Genomic DNA, 21,388 nt, shown 5'->3' on the forward strand with positions numbered 1-21,388 from the left:
TTGACTATTGTTGTCATGTATATGATGCTACAGAGGCTGTCGACCGAGTAGGTTTTTGGGGAAACGGCAAAAAACATTGTTCAAACGGCAGTGCGAAAGCACGGGCCCTTTGCAAATGGAATTTTCTGGTAAGGCCTGAGGAATGCAGCACGTCGTGATGAATCTGAATATCCCGCAACCCTTGTTCGTCGGCACGATCGAGGGCGCGACCGCATGCACATCCGATACCGAAACGCAGGATATCCTGCCGAAATTCATCGTCATGGTGTTGCTGCAAGGGGCCCAGCATTTCATCGTCGATGACGTGCCGTTCCGCATCGACGCCGGGTTCGGCGAAGCCTGCGCTCCATTCGTGTTCGTGCTGAACGTGGCCCGTGCTTCCAAGCTGAAATTCATCGATGCCAGCAAGGTCCCTTTGCGCAAGATCATGATATCGGCGCCCCTGTCGTGGATGAACTGGCTGATCAGCGCGCAGACGGATGGCGTGCCGGCGTTGCAGAACTTCGTGTCGACGCATCTGGCCAATTTCCGCATCGACGCCAGCCGCCACATTCTCATGCTGGCAGAACAGCTGATGAGTCCGCCGGCGGCGATGCAGGGCGAAATGCGCACGCTCTTCCGCAGCTCGCGGGCCTTCGATCTCATGTCCCTGACATGCGCGGAGCTTGCAGCGCGCAAGTCGGAGCGCCAGGGCCCGCAGCTGTCGAGCGCGCGTCAAAGCGAACGCGTCTACAACTACATTCTGGCCAATCTCGGCGAGGACCTGACGATCGAGGCAATTGCCCGGGAGAGCGGGGGCAGCGTCTCTTCCGTCCAGCGCCATTTCAAGGAGCATTTCGGCCTGACGGTCTTCGAGTTCATCCGCCGGAGCCGGCTTGAACGGGCTTACGAAGCGCTGGAGCGCGAGGGGGCGACCATTGGCCAGGCCGCCTATTTGGCCGGCTACAATACACCGTCCAATTTCACGACGGCCTTCAAGAAAACCTACGGCGTCTTGCCGAAATACAAGCGCAGGTAATCCCGCATGCCAGCCTTTTCACCCTTGTGGAAACGTCGTTCCTTCCTGCTGTCGGCTGGAGGTGGAATACTCGCTGCCTGCGATATGGGGGCAGCTCGCGCAGCAGCGCCCGATGGCCCATGGTCGCGCACCATTCACACCCCGAAGGGTGACGTCACGCTGGACAGCAAGCCGCAGCGGATCGTCTCGACGAGCGTAACCCTGACCGGGACTTTGCTTGCCATTGGCGCGCCGGTGATTGCAAGCTCTGCCACCAACAACATGGGGACGGTTGCCGACAATACTGGCTTCTTTACCCAATGGGCCGACGTCGCCCACGAGAGGGGTATCCTACCGCTCTATCGCGCCGAACCCGATGTGGAAGCCATCATGGCGGCGGCACCGGATCTGATCGTCATGTCGGCAACGGGTGGCGATAGCGCGCTGCGCCTCTACGACCAGATCAGCCAGATCGCACCAACACTTGTCGTCAACTACGATGATAAAAGCTGGCAGGAAGTGGCGCTGCTTCTCGCCACTGCAACGGACCGCGAGGCGCAAGCCGCGGCCGTCATTGCCGAATTCGATCGGCGCGTTGCCGCGGCGGCGAAGACCCTTCGCCTGCCGCCCCAGCCGACCACTGCGGCGGTCTATTACGAAGACGATTCCGGCGCCAATGTCTGGACCGCCGCGTCCGCCCAAGGAAAGCTTCTCATCTCCCTGGGCTTTGAGCTTGCAGCCATCCCGCCCGGTTTGAAGACGATGACGACCATGGGCGTCCGCAGCGACATCATCCAGCTTTCGGGCGAACAATTCGCCGACGGCCTGAATGGCGAAACGCTGCTTTTGTTCGCAGCCGACGGCAGCGTCGTCGATCAGGTCAATGCCAATAAATTCCTCCAGCACATCCGATCCGTGTCCAGCAAGCGCGTCTATGCCGTGGGAATGGATACGTTCCGTCTCGACTACTACAGCGCGTCTCACATGCTGGATCGGCTGACACGGCTTTTCGCCTGACGCAACGTCGTCGGATCCATTCTCAACCCGCCGCATAAGGTGCGATAACGTCTATGGCCTCTTCTATTTTTGTCGACTTCAGCCTGCTGAAACACAATGCAAATTTCCGCGCCGTTTTCGCAGCGCGCATGATGTCGGTGATCTCGCTCGGTATTCTCACCGTGGCGGTGCCGGTTCAGATCCATCAGTTGACGGGCTCGGCCTTGCAGGTCGGCATCGTCATCGCTCTCGACGGCATCGGAATGTTCGTCGGATTGCTGGCCGGCGGCGTGCTTGCGGATCACCATGACAGGCGCCGTCTGATCCTTCTGGCGCGCGGTCTGTGCGGTGTCGGTTTTCTGGTGCTTGCGCTCAACGGTTTTCTGAGTGAACCGTCTCTGGTAGCGCTTTATCTCGTTTCTCTCTGGGACGGCTTCTTCGGCGCAATCGGCATGACTGCGCTGATGGCCGCCATCCCGACGCTTGTCGGACGTGAAAACCTGCCGGCTGCGGGTGCATTGTCGATGCTGACCGTCCGTTTCGGCGCTATCCTTGCGCCGCTGATCGGCGGCCTGATCATAGCCTCCGCCGATGTCAGCTGGAACTATCTCATCGCCGGTATCGGAACGCTTGGAACCCTGATCCCGCTGTTCCGGCTTCCGAGCCTGTTGCCGGGAGAGCGCGGCGATGAGCACCCGCTGCGGGCCATGATCGATGGCTTTGCCTTTCTCGGCCAGAACAAGATCGTCGGCGCTGTTATCGCGGTCGGCACGCTGCAGTCGGCCTTGAGCGCCATCCGCGTGATGTTTCCCTCGATCGCCGAAAGCTTTAGTGCTGGATCGGTGGGTATCGGCCTGATGTATTCGGCCGTGCCGCTCGGAGCCATGATCGGTGCCTTCACCAGTGGCTGGGTCGGTCAATTCCGGCTGCCCGGCCAATTGCTTCTCGGCTGCGTTTGCGCCGCATCCGCGCTCTTGGCTTCGATCGGTCTGGTAGGCCATCTTGTCCCGGCGCTGGGTATCCTCGTGCTGTTCGGCTATCTCGGCTCCATCGCCTCGCTGATGCAGTATACGCTGGTACAGACGAACACCCCGGACCAGATGCTCGGCCGCGTCAACAGCCTGTGGGCGGCGCAGGATGTTGTCGGCGATCCCGGCGGTTCGATTGTGATGGGAAGCCTGTCGCGTGTACTCGCGCCGATGGTCTCGGTGTTCTGGTTCGGCAGCGGTGTGTTCCTCATCGGCGTCGCGATGAGCGCGGGGTTCCGCAGCCTGCGCAACCTGTCGAAAAGCGTGACGGCCGCGGATGAAGAGCCTGTTGGCGATATCCTTGTCACCGACAGCGTCGCACAATGAATTCATCGCGCAGGAGCCGGATTCTCTGGCTTGGTATCGGTTTCGTTGTTCTGGTGCTGGTTTTCATTGCCAGCCTCGGCATCGGTGCCAAGCCCTTGCCGATGCAGGTGGTGATCGACAGCCTGTTCGGCCCGGCGACGGGCCCGGAAGCAACGATTGTCCTGCAATCGCGCCTGCCGCGCGCCCTGATCGGTATTTTCGGCGGCGCGGCGCTCGGCATATCCGGTGCTTTGATGCAGACATTGACGCGCAATCCGCTGGCCGATCCCGGCATCATCGGCGTGAATGCCGGAGCGGGCCTTGCCGTGACATTCGGCTTTGCCTTTGCCGGTATTACCCAACCCTATAGCCTGTTTGCATATAGTTTCGCGGGGGCATTGCTCACCGCGCTGCTGGTGCATCTGATCAGTATCAAGGGCGCAGCCCGGCCGGATCCCTTGCGCTTTGTGCTTGCGGGCTTGACGGTCGGTGCGATGATGAGCGGCATATCGTCGGCAATCGCTCTCCTGCAGCCGCAAGTGTTCAACCGGATGCGCTTCTGGATGGCCGGTTCCCTGGATGTCGGCGACCTCACGCTGGTCCTTGCGGCCATCCCGCTGATCTGCATTGGATGCCTCGTAGCGCTCGCTCTGTCCCGCTCGGTCAATGCGCTGGAAATGGGTGTCGATACCGCTGCATTGCTCGGAACCAATCCGGCGAGGACACAGGCGGCAACGCTTCTGACCGTGGCTCTTCTGTCGGGGACCGTCACGGCCGTGGCGGGTCCCATTGGCTTTGTCGGCCTGATGATCCCCTATATCGCGCGCTGGGCCGTCGGGCCGGACCTGCGCTGGATGCTGCCGTTCGCCTTCCTCTATGCTCCGGTGCTGCTATTGTGTTCCGATATTGCCGGGCGCCTGATCGCGGCGGGCGAACTGCGCGTTTCCATCGTCACGGCCTTTATCGGCGCCCCGGTACTCATCCTGCTGGCGCGGGGGCGCACAGCCGGCCGGCCGGCCTTTCGATGACACCCTTGTTTCGTGACCGGACCGTTTTCCTCGGCAATCTCGATGGGCGCTTCAGCGTTCGCGTGCCGTTGCGGCATATGATCGTCTCCGGCCTGTTGGTTGTCTCGGCTCTTGCGCTCGCGGTATTCGCATTGCAGCTCGGCACCTTGCCGCTCTCCCTTGCCGATATCGTGTCGGCGCTGACCGGGCAGGCAACGCCGCGCATCACCATGATTGTTGTCGACTGGAGGCTGCCACGCATCACCATGGCACTTGTGATCGGTGCCGCGCTTGGCATGAGCGGTGCTGTCTTCCAGTTCCTCATCCGCAATCCGCTTGGCAGTCCTGACGTCATCGGGTTCAATACCGGGGCCTATACGGGCGTTCTCGTTACGATCATCGTGCTGCAAGGCGATCAGATCGCGATCACGATGGGTGCCCTTGGCGGCGGCCTAGCGACGGCGATCGTGGTTTATCTTCTCGCCTGGAAAGAGGGCATACAGGGTTTTCGGCTGATCGTGATCGGCATCGCCGTCAGCGCCATGCTGACGGCCTTCAACACATGGCTGGTGGTGACCGGCAATCTTGAAGCCGTCATGAGTGCTGCCCTGTGGGGCGCAGGATCGCTCAATGGTATGACGTGGCCGCGCGCCGCGCCGTCAGCAGTGGCCTGCATCGCCGGTATGGTCCTGTGTTTCGGTCTTGCCCGTCGCGTCCGCATCCTGGAAATGGGCGATGATCTCGCAGGGGCGCTCGGCCTTTCGGTCACGCGAGCGCGGCTATGGCTGATGGTGGTGGCCGTCATGCTGGTTGCGGCGGCAACGGCCGCGATCGGCCCTGTGGTTTTCATAGCCCTTGCCGCGCCGCAGATTGCCCAGCGCCTGTGCCAGACCCGTTCGATGACCCTGGCCGCGTCGACCGCGACGGGTGCTCTTCTGCTGCTGGCCGCCGATGCGATAGCCCAGCACCTTTTCAGTCCACTCAGCATACCCGTCGGCATCGTGACCGTGAGCCTGGGTGGGCTGTATATGCTTTGGCTGCTGGTGCGGAATGTTTAGACAAGGGCGCCTCCGCGTCCGGCTGTTTCCTTCATGTGTCCCTATCCCGCGCCGCCACCGCCAGTATGAACCCGTCTTTTGACGGCCATTGCCAAAAGGCCCAGCGCCGCTGCGCGCCGGTGTCCGGCGAGGTTTCCACGAGCCGCGGCGGGAAGGGAAGGACGGAGAATGTCTTCAGATCGATCGTCAATCCCGTGCCGAGCGCTTTTGTCATGGCTTCCTTCAATGTCCAGAGATGGAGAAACGCAATGGACGGCGTCAGGGAGCGCTGTGTTTCCAGCCATTCGCACTCCAGCTGTGAAAAGCATGCCTCTGCCAGGGCGACATCGACTTTGCGGGCAAGCGGCTCGCAATCGATGCCGACGTCATGGTCTTTTGCGGTCACGCAGGCAGCCATCCCTCTGGTATGGCTGATATTGAAATCCACGGTGCCGCCGTCGCAGTTGCCGGTGGGGGAGAGGCGCGGTTTGCCGCCTTGTTCGCCGGCCGCGATGGTGGCAGGAAACAGCAAATCCGGAAATCGGTCGCGCAGTTGCATGCGTAGCAGGGCGTGGGCTGCGACAAAATCGCGTCGGTCTTCGCCGTGCAGGAAGCGTTCCGCTCGGCCATTTTCCTCATCGTTGAGCCAGGACCGGAGCAGCTCCATTTCACCGCCGGACAGAGCCTCGGTCGGCAGAGTGCTGACATCGATCGCTGCGCCGCCTGGGGTGCTCTCGTCGTCAAATGCGAGGGCCTGTCGCTCGATGCCAGCCCACGGAAAGGTCAGTTGGTTCAATCAGGGGATTCCTGCGTCTGGAGGTGGTTTCGGATGGCAGAGCAACATCGGCCGATTGGTCTTGCCGATCTGCTTGAAGACACTGTTCTGGACGGGCGTCAGCGCCAGCCGAGAGCCGGTGCGACGTGGGTCAGGATGGCCTCGATGACATGCGCATTGTAGTCCACGCCGAGCTGATTGGGGACCGTCAACAGCAAGGTGTCGGCTTCGGCGATGGCCTCGTCCTTCAGCAATTGCTCGATCAGGACGTCCGGTTCGGCGGCGTAGCTCCGGCCGAAGATGGCGCGGGTTTTCTCGTCGATGAAGCCGATCTTGTCCTCGCCCTGATCTCCGTAACCGAAATAGCGGCGATCGCGGTCGTCCACCAGCGCAAAAATGCTGCGGCTGACCGAAACTCTTGGCGCGCGCGTGTGACCGGCGGCTTTCCAGGCCTCGCGGAAAACCCGGATCTGGTCGGCCTGCTGGACGTGAAACGGCAGCCCACTCTCGTCATCCTTCAGGGTGGAACTCTGCAGGTTCATTCCCATCCTGGCGGCCCAAGCCGCGGTGGCGTTCGAGCTTGCGCCCCACCAGATCCGGCCGCGCAAGCCGGCGGAATGCGGCTCGACACGCAACAGGCCCGGGGGATTGGGAAACATCGGCCGCGGGTTGGGCTGTGCGAAACCTTCGCCGCGCAAGACATCGAGTAGGGTTTCCGCATGATGCCGGGCCATGTCGATCTCGCTCTCGCCCTCAGCCGGCACGTAACCGAAATGGCGCCAGCCATCGATCACCTGCTCGGGTGAACCGCGGCTGATGCCCAACTGGAGACGCCCGCCCGCAATCAGATCGGCGGACCCGGCATCCTCAGCCATGTACAATGGGTTCTCGTACCGCATGTCGATGACCGCCGTGCCGATCTCGATCCGCTTGGTCCTGGCGCCGACTGCCGCCAGCAGCGGGAACGGCGAGGCGAGCTGGCGGGCGAAGTGATGGACGCGAAAATACGCGCCATCGGCACCCAGCTCCTCCGCAGCGACCGCCAGATCGATGGATTGTAACAGCGCATCGGCTGCCGACCGTGTCTGCGACTGGGGGGAGGGCGTCCAGTGGCCGAATGAAAGGAATCCGATCTTCTTCATAGTAAGCCCCTGAGCGTGTGATCTGTATGGAACAGCTTCTTTGCATAATTCCGGCCTGACAAACAGGCGGTGCCATACAGTTTCAGGCAGGCACGAGGATTCCGAATCCGGATATTTTCTGTGGTGTTATCCTGTTTTAGACGACTATGCGCGCGTCATGCCAAAGCCGAAAACCGCCGTCAAAGGCGTGAAGATTGTCCCCCCGCCGGCAATTCTCCGGTAAATCATCCAGTTTTTCGACATTGCCGCCGCCGATGACGATATAGTCCGGCAGTATGGCGGCGTTCAGTTTGTCGACGACATCGAACACGGCGCTTTTCCATTTTTTCTTGCCGCGCGCCTCCAGCGCATGCTCGCCGACATAGTCTTCGAAGCTGCGGCGTTTTTTGTAGGGCAGATGCGCGATCTCCAGCGGCTGCGCCACGTTTTCAAGGATGATGGCAGCGCCGAGCCCGGTTCCGAGCCCCAGGAAAAGCATGCGTCCGCCGTCATAGCTGCCGATGGCCTGCATCAGCGCATCGTTCACGAGTTTGACCGGTTTGCCAAAGCTTGCCGCAAAATCGTGACCGGCCCAGCCCGGTCCAAGGTTGACCGGATCGCGCAGCGGCGCGTTGCCCTTCACGGGGCCGGGATATCCGATGGAGATCACGTCATAGGATAAACCCGCTGCCAAGCCCTTCACCGCATCGACCATCTGGAGCGCCGTCATTGACGGCCCAGAATCTGCCTTCAGTTCCGTAGCGCCAGGTGCGCTGGACAATATCTTGACATGGGAGCCGCCGACATCGATGGACAGGACCACCGGCTTGCTGGTCGCTGCAGCAGCATTTTTCTTGGCCGTCATTTCTCACCTCCCGTATCTATTCCGTTGGACTGACCCAGCCATTGGGCGGTCCGAATTGCGCCATCGCGTCTGCCGGTCCCCAGGTCCCTGGCGGATAGGGATGGGGAGGAGACTTGTCGTCGAGCACGGGAGCGACGATGCGCCAGGCGATCTCGCTGGCATCCTGGCGCGTGAAGAGCTGGCTGTTGCCGTTCATCGCGTCGCCGATCAGCCGCTCGTAGGGCTCCATGTCTCCCCGGTCGTCATCGACGGCATAAAGTTCGATCTGCTCGCCGACCATGGCGTCGCCCGCCGCCTTGCGGCGCGCGCCGATGGCAATTGCGACCTCCGGCGTGATCCGGAAGCGGATATAGTTTGCGTCTTCCGTCTTTATCGCATCGAAAACGTTGAGCGGCGGCCGTTTCAGGCGGACGACCACTTCGGTGAGGTGGGCGGGCAGGTTTTTGCCCGCGCGGATGAAGAACGGAACGTCCTGCCATCGCCACGTATCGACGAAAAACCGGACTGCGGCAAAGGTCTCCACCGTTGAATTGGGTTGCACGCCGGGTTCGGAAAGGTAGCCGTTGAACTGGCCGCGCACGACGTCCTCCTTGGTCAGCGTGCGGACAGCTTTGAGAACCTGGACTTTCTCGTCGATGAGGTCGTCCGCCGAGCGCCCGGAAGGGGGCTCCATCGCCAGAAGCAGCAGGATGTTGAGCAGGTGGTTCTGGATGACGTCGCGGATACAGCCGACCTCATCGTAGAAACGCCCGCGCCCCTGCACGCCGAAATCCTCGGCCATGGTGATCTGTACGCTTTCGACATGATTGCGGTTCCAGATCGGCTCCAGAAAGGAATTGGCAAAGCGGAAATACAGGAGATTCTGGATCGCCTCCTTGCCGAGATAGTGATCGATCCGGAAGATCGACTTCTCCTCGAAAACGATGTGCAGCACCCGGTTCAGCCAGCGGGCCGACTGTAAATCCTGGCCGAACGGCTTTTCGACCATCAGCCGCGCGCCTGCCGCGCCGCCGGACTGCTCCAGTCCCTGCACGACGGGCTCGAACATGCTGGGAGGAACAGCGAGGTAATAAAGCGGATGCTGTGCCGTGCCGATCGCAGTCTTCAGCTTGTCGAAGGTCGATTGATCGCGGTAATCGCCGCTGACATAGCGCAGCAGCGAGGCAAGCTTTGCAAAAACCGCCTCGTCGATTGCCCCGATGGCGTTGGCGATGCCGTCGCGGGCCCGCGCCTGCAATTGCGCGACGTCCCAGTCGTCGAAAGCGATGCCGATGACAGGTTCGTTCAGCGCGCCGCGTGCAACCATGGCGTAGAGTGCCGGAAATATCTTCTTGTGGGCGAGATCGCCCGTGGCGCCGAAAAGCACCAGAGTATCGGATCGTATGTCAGTCACGGTCGCCTCCCTTTTTTCGATTTTTCTGATGCCGGTCACGCCTCGGTTTTGGGCTTCTCGTGATGGCCGCCGAAGGCAAAGCGCATGGCTGACAGAAGCTTGTCGCCGAATTCGGACCCGCCCTGCGAGCTGAAACGCTGGAACAGCGCCGAAGCCAGCACGGGAGCGGGCACGCCGGTATCGATCGCAGCGTCCAGTGTCCAGCGTCCTTCGCCGGAATCCGAGACCCGGCCGCCATAGGCGGAGAGCGCGGGGTCCTGTTTGAGGGCATCCGCCGTCAGGTCGAGCAGCCAGGAACTGATGACGCTGCCATGCCGCCAGACCTCGGACACGGCCGCCATGTCGATATCGAACTTGTAATATTCCGGCGTTGGAAGCGGGCTCGTTTCCGCATCGATCTCCCGGTTCTTGTTGCCGGAATTGGCGGCTTTCAGAATATTCATACCCTCGGCATAGGCTGCCATCATGCCGTATTCGATGCCGTTGTGAACCATCTTGACGAAATGGCCCGCCCCGCTTGGGCCACAATGCAGATAACCGAGATGGGCGGTGCGCAGACCTTCGCTTGCCGCCGTTGCGTCAGCCTCATTGCCCGGAGCAAGCGTCGCAAAGACCGGATCGAGATACCGGACCGCCGCTTCCGGGCCGCCGATCATCAGGCAATAGCCGCGCTCCAGCCCCCAGACGCCGCCGCTGGTGCCGACATCGATGTAATCGATGCCTTTTGAACGGAGTTGCGCAGCCTTGTCCACGTCATCATGGTAATGGGAATTGCCGCCATCGATGATGATGTCGCCGGCCTTCATCAAGGCGGCGAGCTTATCGACATTGACGCCGGTAATGGCTGCGGGAAGCATCAGCCACGCGCAGGCGGGTTGTTTCAATTGAGCGACGAAATCGTCCAGTGACGCCGAGCCGATCGCGCCTTCGGCGACGAGGGCCGCGACACTTGCGGGGTTGATATCGTAGACGACGCATTCATGACCGTCGCGCAGCAAGCGCCGGACCATGTTCGCGCCCATCCTGCCCAGTCCCATCATTCCGATCCGCATATGCCTGTCCTTTTTGATGAAGCCGAATTCAACGCCTTGAAAAGCCCAGGGTCTTGAAAAGGCTAGGGTGTATCTAGGGGGCCGATGGCAATGGTGAAGTCGATATTTTCCCAATCCCCGCTTTCCGGCCAGAAAAAGGTGAAGACGATGGCGGAGCCGGAGGAAAGCCCGGCCACCGGGAGATCAACCAGATAGATGCCAAGGAGGTTTTCGCTGGTTTCCGTGTCATGGCTGGTCGCCCAGCCGTCCACACTCCAATGCACCATGGCGCGCGCCGGCAATTCCAGCCGCAGCGTCTTTCCCGCCGGGATCGACCGGATCTTGTTGTTGAAACGCCAGCTTCGCAGCGTCGAGACGGTCTTGTCCTCGATATAGCGCTTTACGCCCTGCGGCGGCATGTCGAAGACGGCGCCGTCACGCAGCGACCGCAGCAGCTTGATATATTCCGAATGCGCCCAAACCAGAGGCATGGCGCTGCCTGTCGGGCCACCGCGCAGCAGTTCCCGCTCCGGCATGTCGGTGCCGTCCCAGACCTGCTCCGGCAAAAGCCCACCTGGTCCGGCCGATGCCTCGAACGTCGCAAGCAGGCTTACGGCGCTGTCTTTGCGTCCGGCCGCCAGCTCGAAATGCGCGCGTTCTCCAACCAGCAGTGGCCAGGGTCGGCCTCGGCCGGTTCCATCGAAAGGGTCGCCATTTTCGTGTTCACCGTAACCGTCGTCCGTATAGCGGTACCAGACCGGCCCCTGCGGCAGGTCGCAGCGCAAATGCGCGTCGATGACCGTCACCGTATCGACGATGCGCGGGTCGGTCGCGGCTCTCAGGCCAAACCGGACCAGCGCAAGCGCGTCAGGGCTGACGATCAGTTCGAGTGGTCTGTCCGTGTCACCGGGCGGCCGGTTCTTGATCGGCACATAGCCTTGTGAGACGGAAGATGCCTCAGCCGTGTCGGGCGGGGTGATGCGGACGTAATAGCCGTCCACGCCCAGGGTATTCGCAGTGTGCGTGCCTTTGACATAGGTCCAGTGCTCGACCTGATCGTTCCAGCAATCGGCGGTTTCGCGCAGATAGATTGCGGCAGCAGGCTTGCCGCATTCATCCAGAATGTCGGCTGCAGCCAGCAGCGCCGCGATCTCGACCGCGAGCGTGAAGGGCGAATACCCCGCATCCTCCTCCCATCGATCTTCGCCGGTCACCGGTCCATTGCGGGTGAGATAGGCGGCCGCCCGTTCGATCATCGGCAGGAAGGAGAGAAGTGCTTCCTGCGACAGCTGGCCCTTCCGGCGCAATGCATCGGCCAGCAGAATTGGAAATCCGCACTCGTCCATCTGGATGCCATCCCAATAGGGCATTCCATCCAGCCAGGCATTTTGTGGCCAGTGCCCATCGGCCTCCTGGATCGTGCGGAGATAGGAGAGGATTTCGACTGCTGTGTCACTGGCACCGGCCGCCAGAAAGCCGCCCGCCGTTTCGACAAGATCGCGTGGCCAGACGAGGTGATAGCCGCCCAGGTCGTCATCCCCCTTGTCGAAGCCCCAGGGGATGGACAGGCTGGCAACCACCGGCCCCGGAAAGGCCGCCGAACGGTGCGCGGCCAGAACGGCGGTGCTGACGCGATACATATTCACGCCGGTTGCCGCAATCCGGTCAAGCGGCTGCAAACCCTTCTGCCAGTCACGCCAGCCGGCGACATAGGGCTTGGCTGCGGCATCGAAGCCCGCCATCAGGCTGGCAAGCGCATTGTATCCGGCTTCCTCCGGGCTTTGCGCGAAGCCAAGCGAAAGACACGCCCTGTTGCTCTCAGCCGAAAACCCGATCTGCCCCGTCAGGGACACGTTGCCGTCTTCGGCGCGCTGGCAATCCGGGTCGAGGGCACCGTTCTGCGAAAGCTGCTGCCAGCCATCGGAGAAGCCGGCATACCCGGCCGAATGGCAAAGCCAGGGCAGGGAGCAGGCGAGCGCAAGCGAAACACCGTCGCGCCCCGTGGCAAACAGCATCGGCGTACCCTTGTAATCGCCGGTCCAGGCCGTATTCCCCATGCCGCAATTGAAAAGATGCGGCGAGAGCAGCGCATAGACATTGTAGTCGCCGGCGAGGCCCTTGAGGGGCGTGAAGGTGATCTCCTGCAGGACGGAAGAACGCAGCGGATCCGTGACGATGCGTTTCTCGATCCGGTAGGCGCCATCTGTCGCGGTATTGGTCAGGCAATAGGCGGGAACGCCTTTTTCAAACGGCGTAATCAGATGCTGTGCGTGCCGTTTCTCCTCGGAAAAATATCCGTCTGGCCCCGTGACGATCAGGCCGAAATCGCGTGTGCAGGCGCGGTCCACGCGCGGATAGTATATTTCGTTGAGAATGCCGTGGCTGAGGGTGAACCAGACGCGGCTTGCCGGAGAGAGGGCGGTGCCGACACCGCTTTTTGCACTCGATGTCCAGCGGGCGGGTATTCCCGGAGCCCCTGGTGAAACGCGTCCGCTGGCCATCTCGTCGTGATCTCCTCGAGACTTGGTACTCGCCCCGGCCAAGCCTGATTTCTGTCCGGTCTTGTGGGCATATAGATGCCGCTAGCGATGGTTCCAGCCCCGGATGACGGGTTCTTCCAGATTGTGTTCGTAACCCAGAATGCTGATGCTCGTGGTGTCGAGGACAAAGCTTGCTCCCTGTTCTGGTGGCAGGCCGATCCACCGCGCGGCGAGAACGCGCAGAAAATGGGCACTGGAGAAGATCAAGATGGGGGCGCCTGCCGCACGAATCTGGCCGATGACACGATCGGCCCGAATGCCGACATCCTCAGCCGTCTCCCCTTGCGGGCATCCATCGCGAAAGAGCTGCCATCCCGGCCTTTGAGCCAGGATTTCCCGGGTCGTTATGCCCTCATAGGAGCCGTAGTCCCACTCTGCCAGATCGGGATTGATGGCGCTTTCGGACGCGAAGCCGGCCAGGGCACAGGTTCTCAGGGCGCGTTGAGAGGGGCTCGACCATACCGCTGAGAAGCGGTGTCCCTGCAACCTGCCGGCAAGCCGGCGGGCTGCCTCTTCTCCGTCGCTCGTCAACGGAATGTCCGATCTGCCCGTATGTTTTCCAGACAAGCTCCACTCAGTCGCGCCATGCCGGACGAGATGGGTTTCGGGCAAAGGGTTACTCATATGTATCCTCCCGGTTGTATGGTGCGACTTTAAGGGCTGGCAGGGGTAACTGAAAAGGGTTATTTCGTCAGATGGATAGGGTGAAGCGTATAAACGAATTGCCACCGGACCTTCAGCACGTCCTGACCGAGCGATCTGTGTCTGGCGTTTCGGCTTGTAAGGCCGCTGACGGCGGTGGCTCTTGGAGTCCGTTTGAGAAGTGCCGTTGATGGGTATGCCTCTGATGAGCAGGCTACCCATTGCGATATGGATCATGGCCTGTGAGCAGCCTCACCCGAGACGGCGCCATCGCTTCATCCATCCGAAGGTCCGCTTGACGATCCACCGTCTTGGCAGAGTTTCGAAGCCCTCAGCGGGATCATCTCGACGGTGAAGTCGAGGAAGGCGGCTCGCACCGGTCATATTCCCGCTGTCTCGAAAGCGCGCCTGCTAATCGGTCGCCTCGGCCCCAACCGTCACAACCTGTTGAAGCACCACACCGAGAGCGCGTCTTAGCGACGCTTCGCCAGCATGGACCGGGACAGCACAACAACGAGGCCGATGATGATCGTTGTGGCGATGAAGAGGAAGGCAGCGGCGGCGATGGCGGGGCTGATATTCTCGCGGATGCTGGAAAACATCTGCCGGGCCAGCGTGCGCTGGTTGGGACCGGCGACGAAAAGCGTCAGCACGACCTCGTCGAGCGAGGTGGCGAAGGCGAGCACGGCACCGGAGAGCACGCCGGGCATGGCAAGCGGCAGGGTCACGCGCCGGAAGACCGTCGTAGGCGGTGCGCCGAGGCTTTGCGCGGCGAGCTCCACGCGCTCGTCGATGCCGGCAAGCGCGCTGGTGACGCTGACGACGACGAAGGGAACGGCGACGACCGTGTGGGCGATGATCACTCCGGCATAGCTGTTCGTGAGGCCGAAGCGCGCAAGCAGCACCTGCATCCCGACGCCGAGCACGACGGCCGGTACGACCATCGGCAGCAGGAACAGGGTGCGTATCGTGCCACGAAAGAGGATGAGCCGATTGCGCAAGCCAAGCGAAGCCGCTGTGCCGAGTACGGTCGCAAGCAACGTCGTGCCCCCACCGATGATCAAGCTGTTGACGATCGCCCGCCGCCACGCGTCCGCCGTGAACAGTTCCTCGAACCAGCGCAGTGACCAGGAGGGGATCGGGTAGGTGAGGATGACGCTCGACGTGAAGGCGAGCGGCAGAATGGCGATGAGCGGTGCTACGAGGAAGAGGATCGCAAGCGACGCGAAAGCGAGTTTGGTGAGCTTCATCGGCATGGTCTAACGCCTCTCCGGCTCTTCGGCAGAAAGCCGTGCATAGACGCTGTAGAGCAACAATGTCGCGACGAGCAGCACGACGCCGAGCGCACCGGCCATGCCCCAGTTTGCAGAACCCGTTGCGTAGAAGGCGATGATCGACGAAATCATCTGGTCGCCCGGCCCGCCGATCAGCGCCGGCGTGATATAATAGCCGATCGCCGAAATGAAAACGAGCAGGCTGCCGGAGGCGACGCCACGCAGGCTGAGCGGCAGTAGCACGCGCAGGAACGCGCGCAGCGGATGGGCGCCGAGGGATGCCGCCGCCGGCATCAGGTTCTTCGGGATGGTGATGAGCACCGAATAGATCGGCAGCACCATGAACGGCAGCAGTACATGGGTCATGGCGATGATGACGCCCGTGCGATTGAAGATCAGCGGCAGCGGGCTGTTGATCAGGCCCAGCATTTGCAAGAGGTCGTTGATCAGGCCTTTTTCCTGCAACAAGATGAACCAGGCGGCGGTGCGCACCAGAAGCGAGGTCCACAGCGGCAGCAGCACGGCGCCCAGCATCAGGTCCCGCTTCCAGCCGGTAAGCGAGGCTGCGATGATGGCGTAGGGGAAACCGATGCATACACAGGCGCAAGTGACGAGGGCGGCGATCCAGAACGTGCGAATGAGAATAACGCGGTTGACCGACTGATCGGCCGGCAGGTGTTCGATCTCGCCGGTTGCGTTGCGGCCGAGGTCGACGGCGGCAAGCAGGTTACGGTCGGTCAAAGGCGACAGCGCATCGGCGATTGCAAGCCAGAATTCCGGCTTCTCCCAGCGCTTGTCGATGGACACGAGATCGGCAGGCGGGTTTGCGCTGTCCGCGAGCGCACTCGTCGTCTTGGACATCAGCGTGCGAAAACCGGACCGGGCGCTGTTGAGACGGCGTACCATGTCACCGAGAGCCTGGTCGTCGTCGACGGCTTTCAGGTCCTCCATCAGCGCCGCTTGCATGGGCACGGTCGGCGGTGACTTGCGATCCCAGCCTGGCAGTACCTCGGCGCTCCGTGGCAGAAGGCGCAGCACTGCGGTGTCGGACACCGACTGCGACATCATGCTGAACAGCGGCCAGACGAAAAAGGCCACGACGAAGAGGAGCAGGGGCGTGAGAAGGAGGATCGAGCGCCCTGTTCGTGACGACGCCGCGCTCATGGTGCGATGACCCGGCAATCGCCGGCCGAAAAGGCCGCATAGACCTTGGTGCCCGGCGCAAACTCGCGCGACCGGCGTCCGAGTTTGGCGATCAGCGGATGCGATGCGTTCTGGAGATGCACCCGCAGGTGATCCCCCTGATAGACAGAGTCAGTGACCTCCGTTTCAAGGCAGTTGCGCACATCCCCGCGTATCTCGGTAAGATCGACACGTTCGGGGCGGATGGACAGAAAGACCGTCTGGCCCGGCACCACGGTGCCGGAGACGGCCGAAACGATTTGCGCGCCGGAGGCCAGGCGCACACTGGCTTCCTCCCCCTGCACCGCCTCGACGACGCCTTCCACCAGATTGGTCTCGCCAATGAATTCGGCGACGAAACGCGTCGTCGGCTCGTCGTAGACCTGTCGTGGCGTGCCGATCTGCTCGATCCTGCCCTTGTTGAAAACGGCAACGCGGTCAGACATGGTCAGCGCCTCCGACTGATCGTGCGTGACGAAGACGATGGTCAGGCCGAGACGTCGATGCAGGTCGCGGATGTCGAGTTGCATCTGCTCGCGCAATTTTTTGTCGAGCGCGCCGAGCGGCTCGTCCATCAGAACGACGCGCGGCTCGAAGACAAGGGCACGGGAAAGCGCCACGCGCTGTTGCTGACCGCCGGAAAGTTGTGAGGGACGGCGGTCGGCGAAGGCCGACAGCTGCACCATGTCCAGCGCTCGCGCCACACGCTGGGCGATTTCCGCCTTGCCCATGCCCCGCATCTGAAGCGGAAAGGCAACGTTCTCGCCGACCGACATATGCGGGAACAGCGCATAGCTCTGGAACACGACACCCATGTCCCGCTTGTGGGTTGGCACGTCGTTGATGGCGGTGCCGTCCAGGATAATATTGCCGGACGTGACCAGCTCGAAACCGGCGAGCATCATGAGCAGCGTCGTCTTGCCGGAGCCGGAGGGGCCAAGCAGGCTGACGAATTCGCCCTTGTCGATGCCGAGGTCAAGGTTTTCGACCACGCAGAGTGGGCCGTAGAATTTGGTGATATGGTCAAATCGAATGAATTCGGCCACGGAAGACTCCATCACGAGGGGCGAAGGTTGCGCAATGTGGGAAACCCGCAGGGACGCATCCAGCCAGACAGGAAGGGCGCCCGGTTCGGGCGCCCTCCACCGTTGATGTTTCTACTGGGCCAGCCAGGCGTTGAAGCGCTGCGTCAGCGTTTCCGCATTGTCGATCCAGAAATCGACATTGAGCGAAATGGAGTCCGTCATATTCGCCGCGTCGGTCGGCAGGTCCTTGGACAATTCTGCCGGAACCTGTGCGGCGGCTTCCTTGTTCGGCAGGCCGTAGGCCACGAATTCCGGCAGTTTCACCTGGTTCTCGGGCAGGCTTGCGAAAGCGATGAAGTCTTGCGCGGCGTCCTTGTTCTCGGCGTCTTTCAAGACCACCCAGCTGTCGACGGCGTAAATGCTGCCCGGGAAGACGACCTTGAAGTTCTTGCCTTCGGAGCGGTTGATGCCGGTGATGCGGCCGTTATAGGCCGATGCCATCGTCACTTCGCCGGAGGCGAGGAACTGCAGCGGCTGGGCGCCGGATTCCCACCAGACGATGTTTGGCTTCAGTTCGTCGAGTTTTTTGAAGGCGCGCTCTACACCCTCATCGGTCGCCAGCACATCATAGAGTTCATCCTTCGAGACGCCGTCGGCAAGCAGTGCGAATTCGAGCGTGTATTTTGGCCCCTTGCGCAGCGAACGCTTGCCGGGGAACTTCTCGATGTTCCAGAAGTCCGCCCAGGAGGTCGGGCCTTCCTTCAGCTTGTCGCCGTCATAGGCGATCGCCGTCGACCATACGATGGCGCCGACGCCGCAGTCATTCACGGCGGAATCGAGGAATTTGTCCTTGCCGCCCATCTTGTCCCAGTCGATCTTTTCGTAGAGACCGTCTGCACAGCCAAGCGCCAGCTCTTCGGCTTCCACCTGCACGGCATCCCAGTTCGGCGTGCCGGCCTTGACCTTCGACTGGATGACACCGATGCCGCCATCCCAGGCTTCATCGAGCACCGGCTTGCCGGTTTTCTCAGAGAAAGGCTTGAAGTAGATGTTGCGCTGCGCATCCTGATAGTTGCCACCCCAGGAGACGACGGTCAGGTCCCGCGCAAAAACCGGCGCGACAAGGTTGGCGGACAGCACGACGGCCGCGACCGTCAGAATCCCGGGTTTCATGAAAGTCTTCATTGCATTCCCCTTTTCTTCGTTAGCGAAGGAACCGGATGGCCCGGCTCCGATGACAAAGTCACGCGAACTGGCGACCTGCCGGCCCACGCGAACTGTTGGTGCCACCCTCACCTTTGGCGTATCGGCGGCATTCACTCTCTCCGGTCGTTGCACCCTTTTCCCCTGGGCGCCTCAACCGATCGATGCATTCCGGTCATTGCCGGTCAGCAGGGATTTCCCCTTTTGACCATTGTCAGACGTGCTGCCCTCCGTTGATGTGGATTTCAGCGCCGTTGATGTAGGACGATGGCTCCGTGCAGAGAAAATAGATGGTTTCCGCGACTTCGCGCGGTTCGCCCAGTCTTCCCATCGGAACCTCCGCGGCCACCAATTCATCCGTTCCTGGAGACAGGATCGAGGTCTGGATCTCACCTGGCGCGATGGCGTTCGCCCTGACCCCGCGGCGGCCAAATTCATGTGCCATTTCCCGTGTCAGCGAGCCGAGGGCCGCCTTGGAAGCCGCATAGGCGACACCGGCAAAGGGATGGACACGTGTTCCGGCAATGGAGGTGACGTTGACGATCGACCCCTTCGCCGCTTCAAGCTCCGGCATGAGCGCGCGGGCGATCAGCGCCGTTGAGACGACATTGACATTGAGCACCTGCGTCCAGATGTCCGCGTCCGTGCCCATCACGCCAAGGCGGCTCTTTTCCGGCCCCTTCGGCGAAATGCCGGCATTGTTGACGAGGGCATGCAATTGGCCGTTCGGTAGGCGCTCGCGCACGGTCGCTGCGAGGTGGTCGATCTGCGAGAGGTCCGCCAGGTCTGCCTGGATGTGGCTCTCGCGGGCGGACGGCCAGGCACATTCCTCGGAGAACGGCTGGCGTGACACGGTGAGGATGCGCCAGCCCTTCGACTGGAAGAGCTTCACCGTTGCATGGCCGATGCCGCGGCTCGCGCCCGTCAGCAACATGTAGCGGCGTTCTTCGGTCATGCGCGCATTCTCCGTTGATGCTTGATACATCGTAATGGGAGGCTCGCGAAATGCAAGCCTCCTCTCGCGAAAGGCCTAGGCCTTTCTTGTCTGCCGCTCCTCACCCCGCTCGATGCGTTCCAAAATAGGCTTGCCTCCCAGCAGGATATCATCAACGATCGCCATGGAAGCGGCCGGCGAATCGTGCCGTTTCAGAGCTTCGATGACGGGATAATGATGATCGATCATCGCTCGACCGCCCTGAACATAGGCATCGGAAATGTGAGGCCCCATCTGCAGCCAGAGCCGCCGCAGGATGCCGTTCAGAACCGGTAGTCCGGCGATCTGTGGCAGCATAAAATGGAAGGCCTGGTTGAGTTCTGTCCCTTTCAATCGGTCTCCGGCGTCGATTGCCTGCTCGTTTTCACGCAAAATTCGCTCCAGAACCTCGATATCCGCGCTGGTTGCCACCTGCGCGGCAGTTTCCGCGGCCAGCCCCTCCAGCCGGATTCGGATCGCCCGGATCTCCCGGTACCGGCTTTCGCTCAGGCCCGGAATGCGGATGTCGCGCGGCGAACGGAAGATGATCGCTTCGTCATTGGCAAGCCGCAGGATGGCGTCACGGATCGGTGTGACGCTCGTGCCGAACTGCTCGGCGAGATCGCGGATCTTCAACCGGTCGCCGGGCTGGAACCGCCCCTGGATCAAAGCATCGCACAGTGCGCTATAGACGGTGCTGTTCAGGTTTTCATGTTCCAAGGTGGTGAATTCGGGCATGGAAATGATCCGCAAAATCGAATAATAGGATACTTGATGCATCTTTTTCGGTGTGTTTCAAGTATGCTCTGCCGTGGCAGGCATCTTTCGTCAGCCACGACATCAGTGCAAGGCGGCCAAACCATTCTTTCAACGGGTGACAGAACCCGTCGAAACGGGATGGCGATCAGGAAAATGCGGGAAACCGCGCGCAACGGAGCAAGCATGACGGAGCCATCGTCCGCCACCCAGAAAACGGATTCCATGTCGGCGACATGGAATCCGACATCGCTCGCCGATGCCGAGACAGCGGTCGCGGAGATCTATGGCCTTGCTGGTACGGTAAAGCGGCTTTCCAGCGAGCGCGACGAGACCTTTCTGTTCATTCGCAACGATGGAACCGAGTTCGTCCTCAAGATCGCCAATCCCGCAGAAGACCCGGCAGCACTCGATTTCCAGGACGGTGCGCTGCTGCATCTGGCATCGGCCGCTCCTGCGGTTCCTGTGCCCCGGCTTGTCGCGACGAAGAACGATGAACGGAGCCATACGCTGGCCAGGTCGGACGGCCCGCGCATTATGCGCCTCCTGACCTTCCTCCGTGGCGAGTTGCAGTACCGGACGCTCGCCTGCGTGGCGCAGAGCCGCAATGTCGGCCGGGCATTGGCGGAGCTTGGCCTCGGTCTTGAGGGCTATAACGGACGGCCCCCCGCCGGAAAGCTGATGTGGGATATCTCCCACACGCTGGACCTTGCCGCCGTCGTCGACCACGTCGCACCCGAACGCCGCGCGCAGGTGGAAGCCGTGCTTCTCGAATTCGAGCGTGCGTTGCCCGCAATTGCGGGGCTTACTCGGCGCCAGATCATCCACAACGACTTCAATCCGCATAATATCCTTCTCGACCCGGCAAAGCCCACCGAGGTCGTCGGCGTCATCGATTTTGGCGATATGGTGCACGGGCCGCTCGTCAATGATCTCGCCGTCGCACTGTCCTATCATCTGGCGACGGAGAACTGGGCGGCGCGCACCGGTGCCTTCCTGGAGGGCTTCCTGTCGGCGCGCACGCTGGAAGCCGCCGAAATGGAACTCCTGCCGATCCTCACCCGGGCGCGACTGGCGATGTCAATCATCATCGCCGAATGGCGCTCGGCGCGCTTTCCGGAGAACCACGATTACATCATGCGCAACCACGCCTCCGCCTGGCAGGGGCTTCTCAATATATCCGATCTAACACCGGCGGGGCTGAAGACGCTCGCGCCCAACCTTTCCGAGGCCTGAA

The 21,388-nt window shown here is 61.6% G+C and carries 19 protein-coding genes and 1 pseudogene; 6 read left to right on the forward strand and 14 right to left on the reverse strand.

What is annotated here, in order from left to right; genetic code table 11:
• Window positions 1-157: 157 nt before the first annotated feature.
• The 5 genes from ADU59_RS10650 to fepG are packed head-to-tail and all read left to right on the forward strand — an operon-like array spanning window position 158 to window position 5,392.
• A complete protein-coding gene (locus ADU59_RS10650) occupies window positions 158-1,018 on the forward strand; it encodes a helix-turn-helix transcriptional regulator (RefSeq protein ID WP_244506402.1) in 861 nt (286 codons plus the stop codon).
• Between the two features lie 6 nt (window positions 1,019-1,024).
• Window positions 1,025-2,014: a Fe2+-enterobactin ABC transporter substrate-binding protein gene (fepB, locus tag ADU59_RS10655; protein ID WP_068954065.1), complete on the forward strand. Its 990-nt coding sequence runs from the start codon at window positions 1,025-1,027 to the stop codon at window positions 2,012-2,014.
• 53 nt (window positions 2,015-2,067) lie between these two features.
• Complete coding sequence (entS, locus tag ADU59_RS10660) at window positions 2,068-3,348, forward strand: enterobactin transporter EntS (protein WP_068954066.1); 1,281 nt, start codon at window positions 2,068-2,070, stop codon at window positions 3,346-3,348.
• Window positions 3,345-4,355: a Fe(3+)-siderophore ABC transporter permease gene (locus tag ADU59_RS10665; protein WP_068954067.1), complete on the forward strand. Its 1,011-nt coding sequence runs from the start codon at window positions 3,345-3,347 to the stop codon at window positions 4,353-4,355. The genes entS and ADU59_RS10665 overlap by 4 nt, the downstream gene beginning before the upstream one ends.
• Window positions 4,352-5,392, forward strand: a complete 1,041-nt coding sequence (gene fepG, locus ADU59_RS10670) for an iron-enterobactin ABC transporter permease (protein WP_068954068.1) — start codon at window positions 4,352-4,354, stop codon at window positions 5,390-5,392. The genes ADU59_RS10665 and fepG overlap by 4 nt, the downstream gene beginning before the upstream one ends.
• Before the next feature lie 31 nt (window positions 5,393-5,423).
• On the opposite strand, the gene ADU59_RS10675 is transcribed toward fepG, so the two are convergent.
• The 14 genes and pseudogenes from ADU59_RS10675 to ADU59_RS10735 form a co-directional block, all read right to left on the reverse strand.
• Window positions 5,424-6,167, reverse strand: a complete 744-nt coding sequence (locus ADU59_RS10675; RefSeq protein ID WP_068954069.1) for a 4'-phosphopantetheinyl transferase family protein — start codon at window positions 6,165-6,167, stop codon at window positions 5,424-5,426.
• 98 nt (window positions 6,168-6,265) lie between these two features.
• On the reverse strand, window positions 6,266-7,288 hold the full coding sequence (locus ADU59_RS10680) for an LLM class flavin-dependent oxidoreductase (RefSeq protein WP_068954070.1): 1,023 nt from the start codon (window positions 7,286-7,288) through the stop codon (window positions 6,266-6,268).
• Window positions 7,289-7,424: 136 nt separating this feature from the next.
• Window positions 7,425-8,132, reverse strand: coding sequence for an ROK family protein (locus ADU59_RS10685; protein ID WP_068954071.1), 708 nt, complete (start codon window positions 8,130-8,132; stop codon window positions 7,425-7,427).
• 16 nt (window positions 8,133-8,148) lie between these two features.
• Window positions 8,149-9,525 carry a glucose-6-phosphate dehydrogenase gene (gene zwf / locus ADU59_RS10690; RefSeq protein WP_068954151.1) on the reverse strand — a complete coding sequence of 459 codons (1,377 nt, stop codon included), beginning with the start codon at window positions 9,523-9,525 and terminating at the stop codon, window positions 8,149-8,151.
• A 35-nt stretch (window positions 9,526-9,560) separates the two neighbouring features.
• A complete protein-coding gene (gene gnd, locus ADU59_RS10695) occupies window positions 9,561-10,577 on the reverse strand; it encodes a phosphogluconate dehydrogenase (NAD(+)-dependent, decarboxylating) (RefSeq protein ID WP_068954072.1) in 1,017 nt (338 codons plus the stop codon).
• Window positions 10,578-10,639: 62 nt separating this feature from the next.
• Window positions 10,640-13,057 carry a glucan 1,4-alpha-glucosidase gene (locus tag ADU59_RS10700; protein WP_068954073.1) on the reverse strand — a complete coding sequence of 806 codons (2,418 nt, stop codon included), beginning with the start codon at window positions 13,055-13,057 and terminating at the stop codon, window positions 10,640-10,642.
• An 81-nt stretch (window positions 13,058-13,138) separates the two neighbouring features.
• Window positions 13,139-13,720 carry a histidine phosphatase family protein gene (locus ADU59_RS10705; protein WP_068954074.1) on the reverse strand — a complete coding sequence of 194 codons (582 nt, stop codon included), beginning with the start codon at window positions 13,718-13,720 and terminating at the stop codon, window positions 13,139-13,141.
• A gap of 273 nt (window positions 13,721-13,993) precedes the next feature.
• Window positions 13,994-14,089, reverse strand: a pseudogene (locus ADU59_RS30250) (IS5/IS1182 family transposase); the annotation flags it as partial.
• Between the two features lie 122 nt (window positions 14,090-14,211).
• Window positions 14,212-14,994: an ABC transporter permease gene (locus ADU59_RS10710; protein ID WP_068954075.1), complete on the reverse strand. Its 783-nt coding sequence runs from the start codon at window positions 14,992-14,994 to the stop codon at window positions 14,212-14,214.
• A gap of 3 nt (window positions 14,995-14,997) precedes the next feature.
• The gene (locus tag ADU59_RS10715; protein ID WP_068954076.1) at window positions 14,998-16,176 is read right to left on the reverse strand and encodes an ABC transporter permease; all 1,179 of its coding nucleotides are present in this window, start codon (window positions 16,174-16,176) and stop codon (window positions 14,998-15,000) included.
• The gene (locus tag ADU59_RS10720; RefSeq protein ID WP_068954077.1) at window positions 16,173-17,252 is read right to left on the reverse strand and encodes an ABC transporter ATP-binding protein; all 1,080 of its coding nucleotides are present in this window, start codon (window positions 17,250-17,252) and stop codon (window positions 16,173-16,175) included. The genes ADU59_RS10715 and ADU59_RS10720 overlap by 4 nt, the downstream gene beginning before the upstream one ends.
• A gap of 99 nt (window positions 17,253-17,351) precedes the next feature.
• Window positions 17,352-18,392, reverse strand: coding sequence for an ABC transporter substrate-binding protein (locus tag ADU59_RS10725; RefSeq protein WP_068954078.1), 1,041 nt, complete (start codon window positions 18,390-18,392; stop codon window positions 17,352-17,354).
• 244 nt (window positions 18,393-18,636) lie between these two features.
• A complete protein-coding gene (locus ADU59_RS10730; RefSeq protein ID WP_068954079.1) occupies window positions 18,637-19,377 on the reverse strand; it encodes an SDR family NAD(P)-dependent oxidoreductase in 741 nt (246 codons plus the stop codon).
• Between the two features lie 75 nt (window positions 19,378-19,452).
• Complete coding sequence (locus ADU59_RS10735; protein WP_068954152.1) at window positions 19,453-20,133, reverse strand: GntR family transcriptional regulator; 681 nt, start codon at window positions 20,131-20,133, stop codon at window positions 19,453-19,455.
• A gap of 204 nt (window positions 20,134-20,337) precedes the next feature.
• On the opposite strand from ADU59_RS10735, the gene ADU59_RS10740 reads away from it, so the two are divergent.
• Window positions 20,338-21,387 carry a phosphotransferase gene (locus ADU59_RS10740; protein WP_068954153.1) on the forward strand — a complete coding sequence of 350 codons (1,050 nt, stop codon included), beginning with the start codon at window positions 20,338-20,340 and terminating at the stop codon, window positions 21,385-21,387.
• Window position 21,388: the final 1 nt, after the last annotated feature.

It is taken from the genome of Pararhizobium polonicum (assembly GCF_001687365.1).
Taxonomy (GTDB): Bacteria; Pseudomonadota; Alphaproteobacteria; order Rhizobiales; family Rhizobiaceae; genus Pararhizobium; species Pararhizobium polonicum.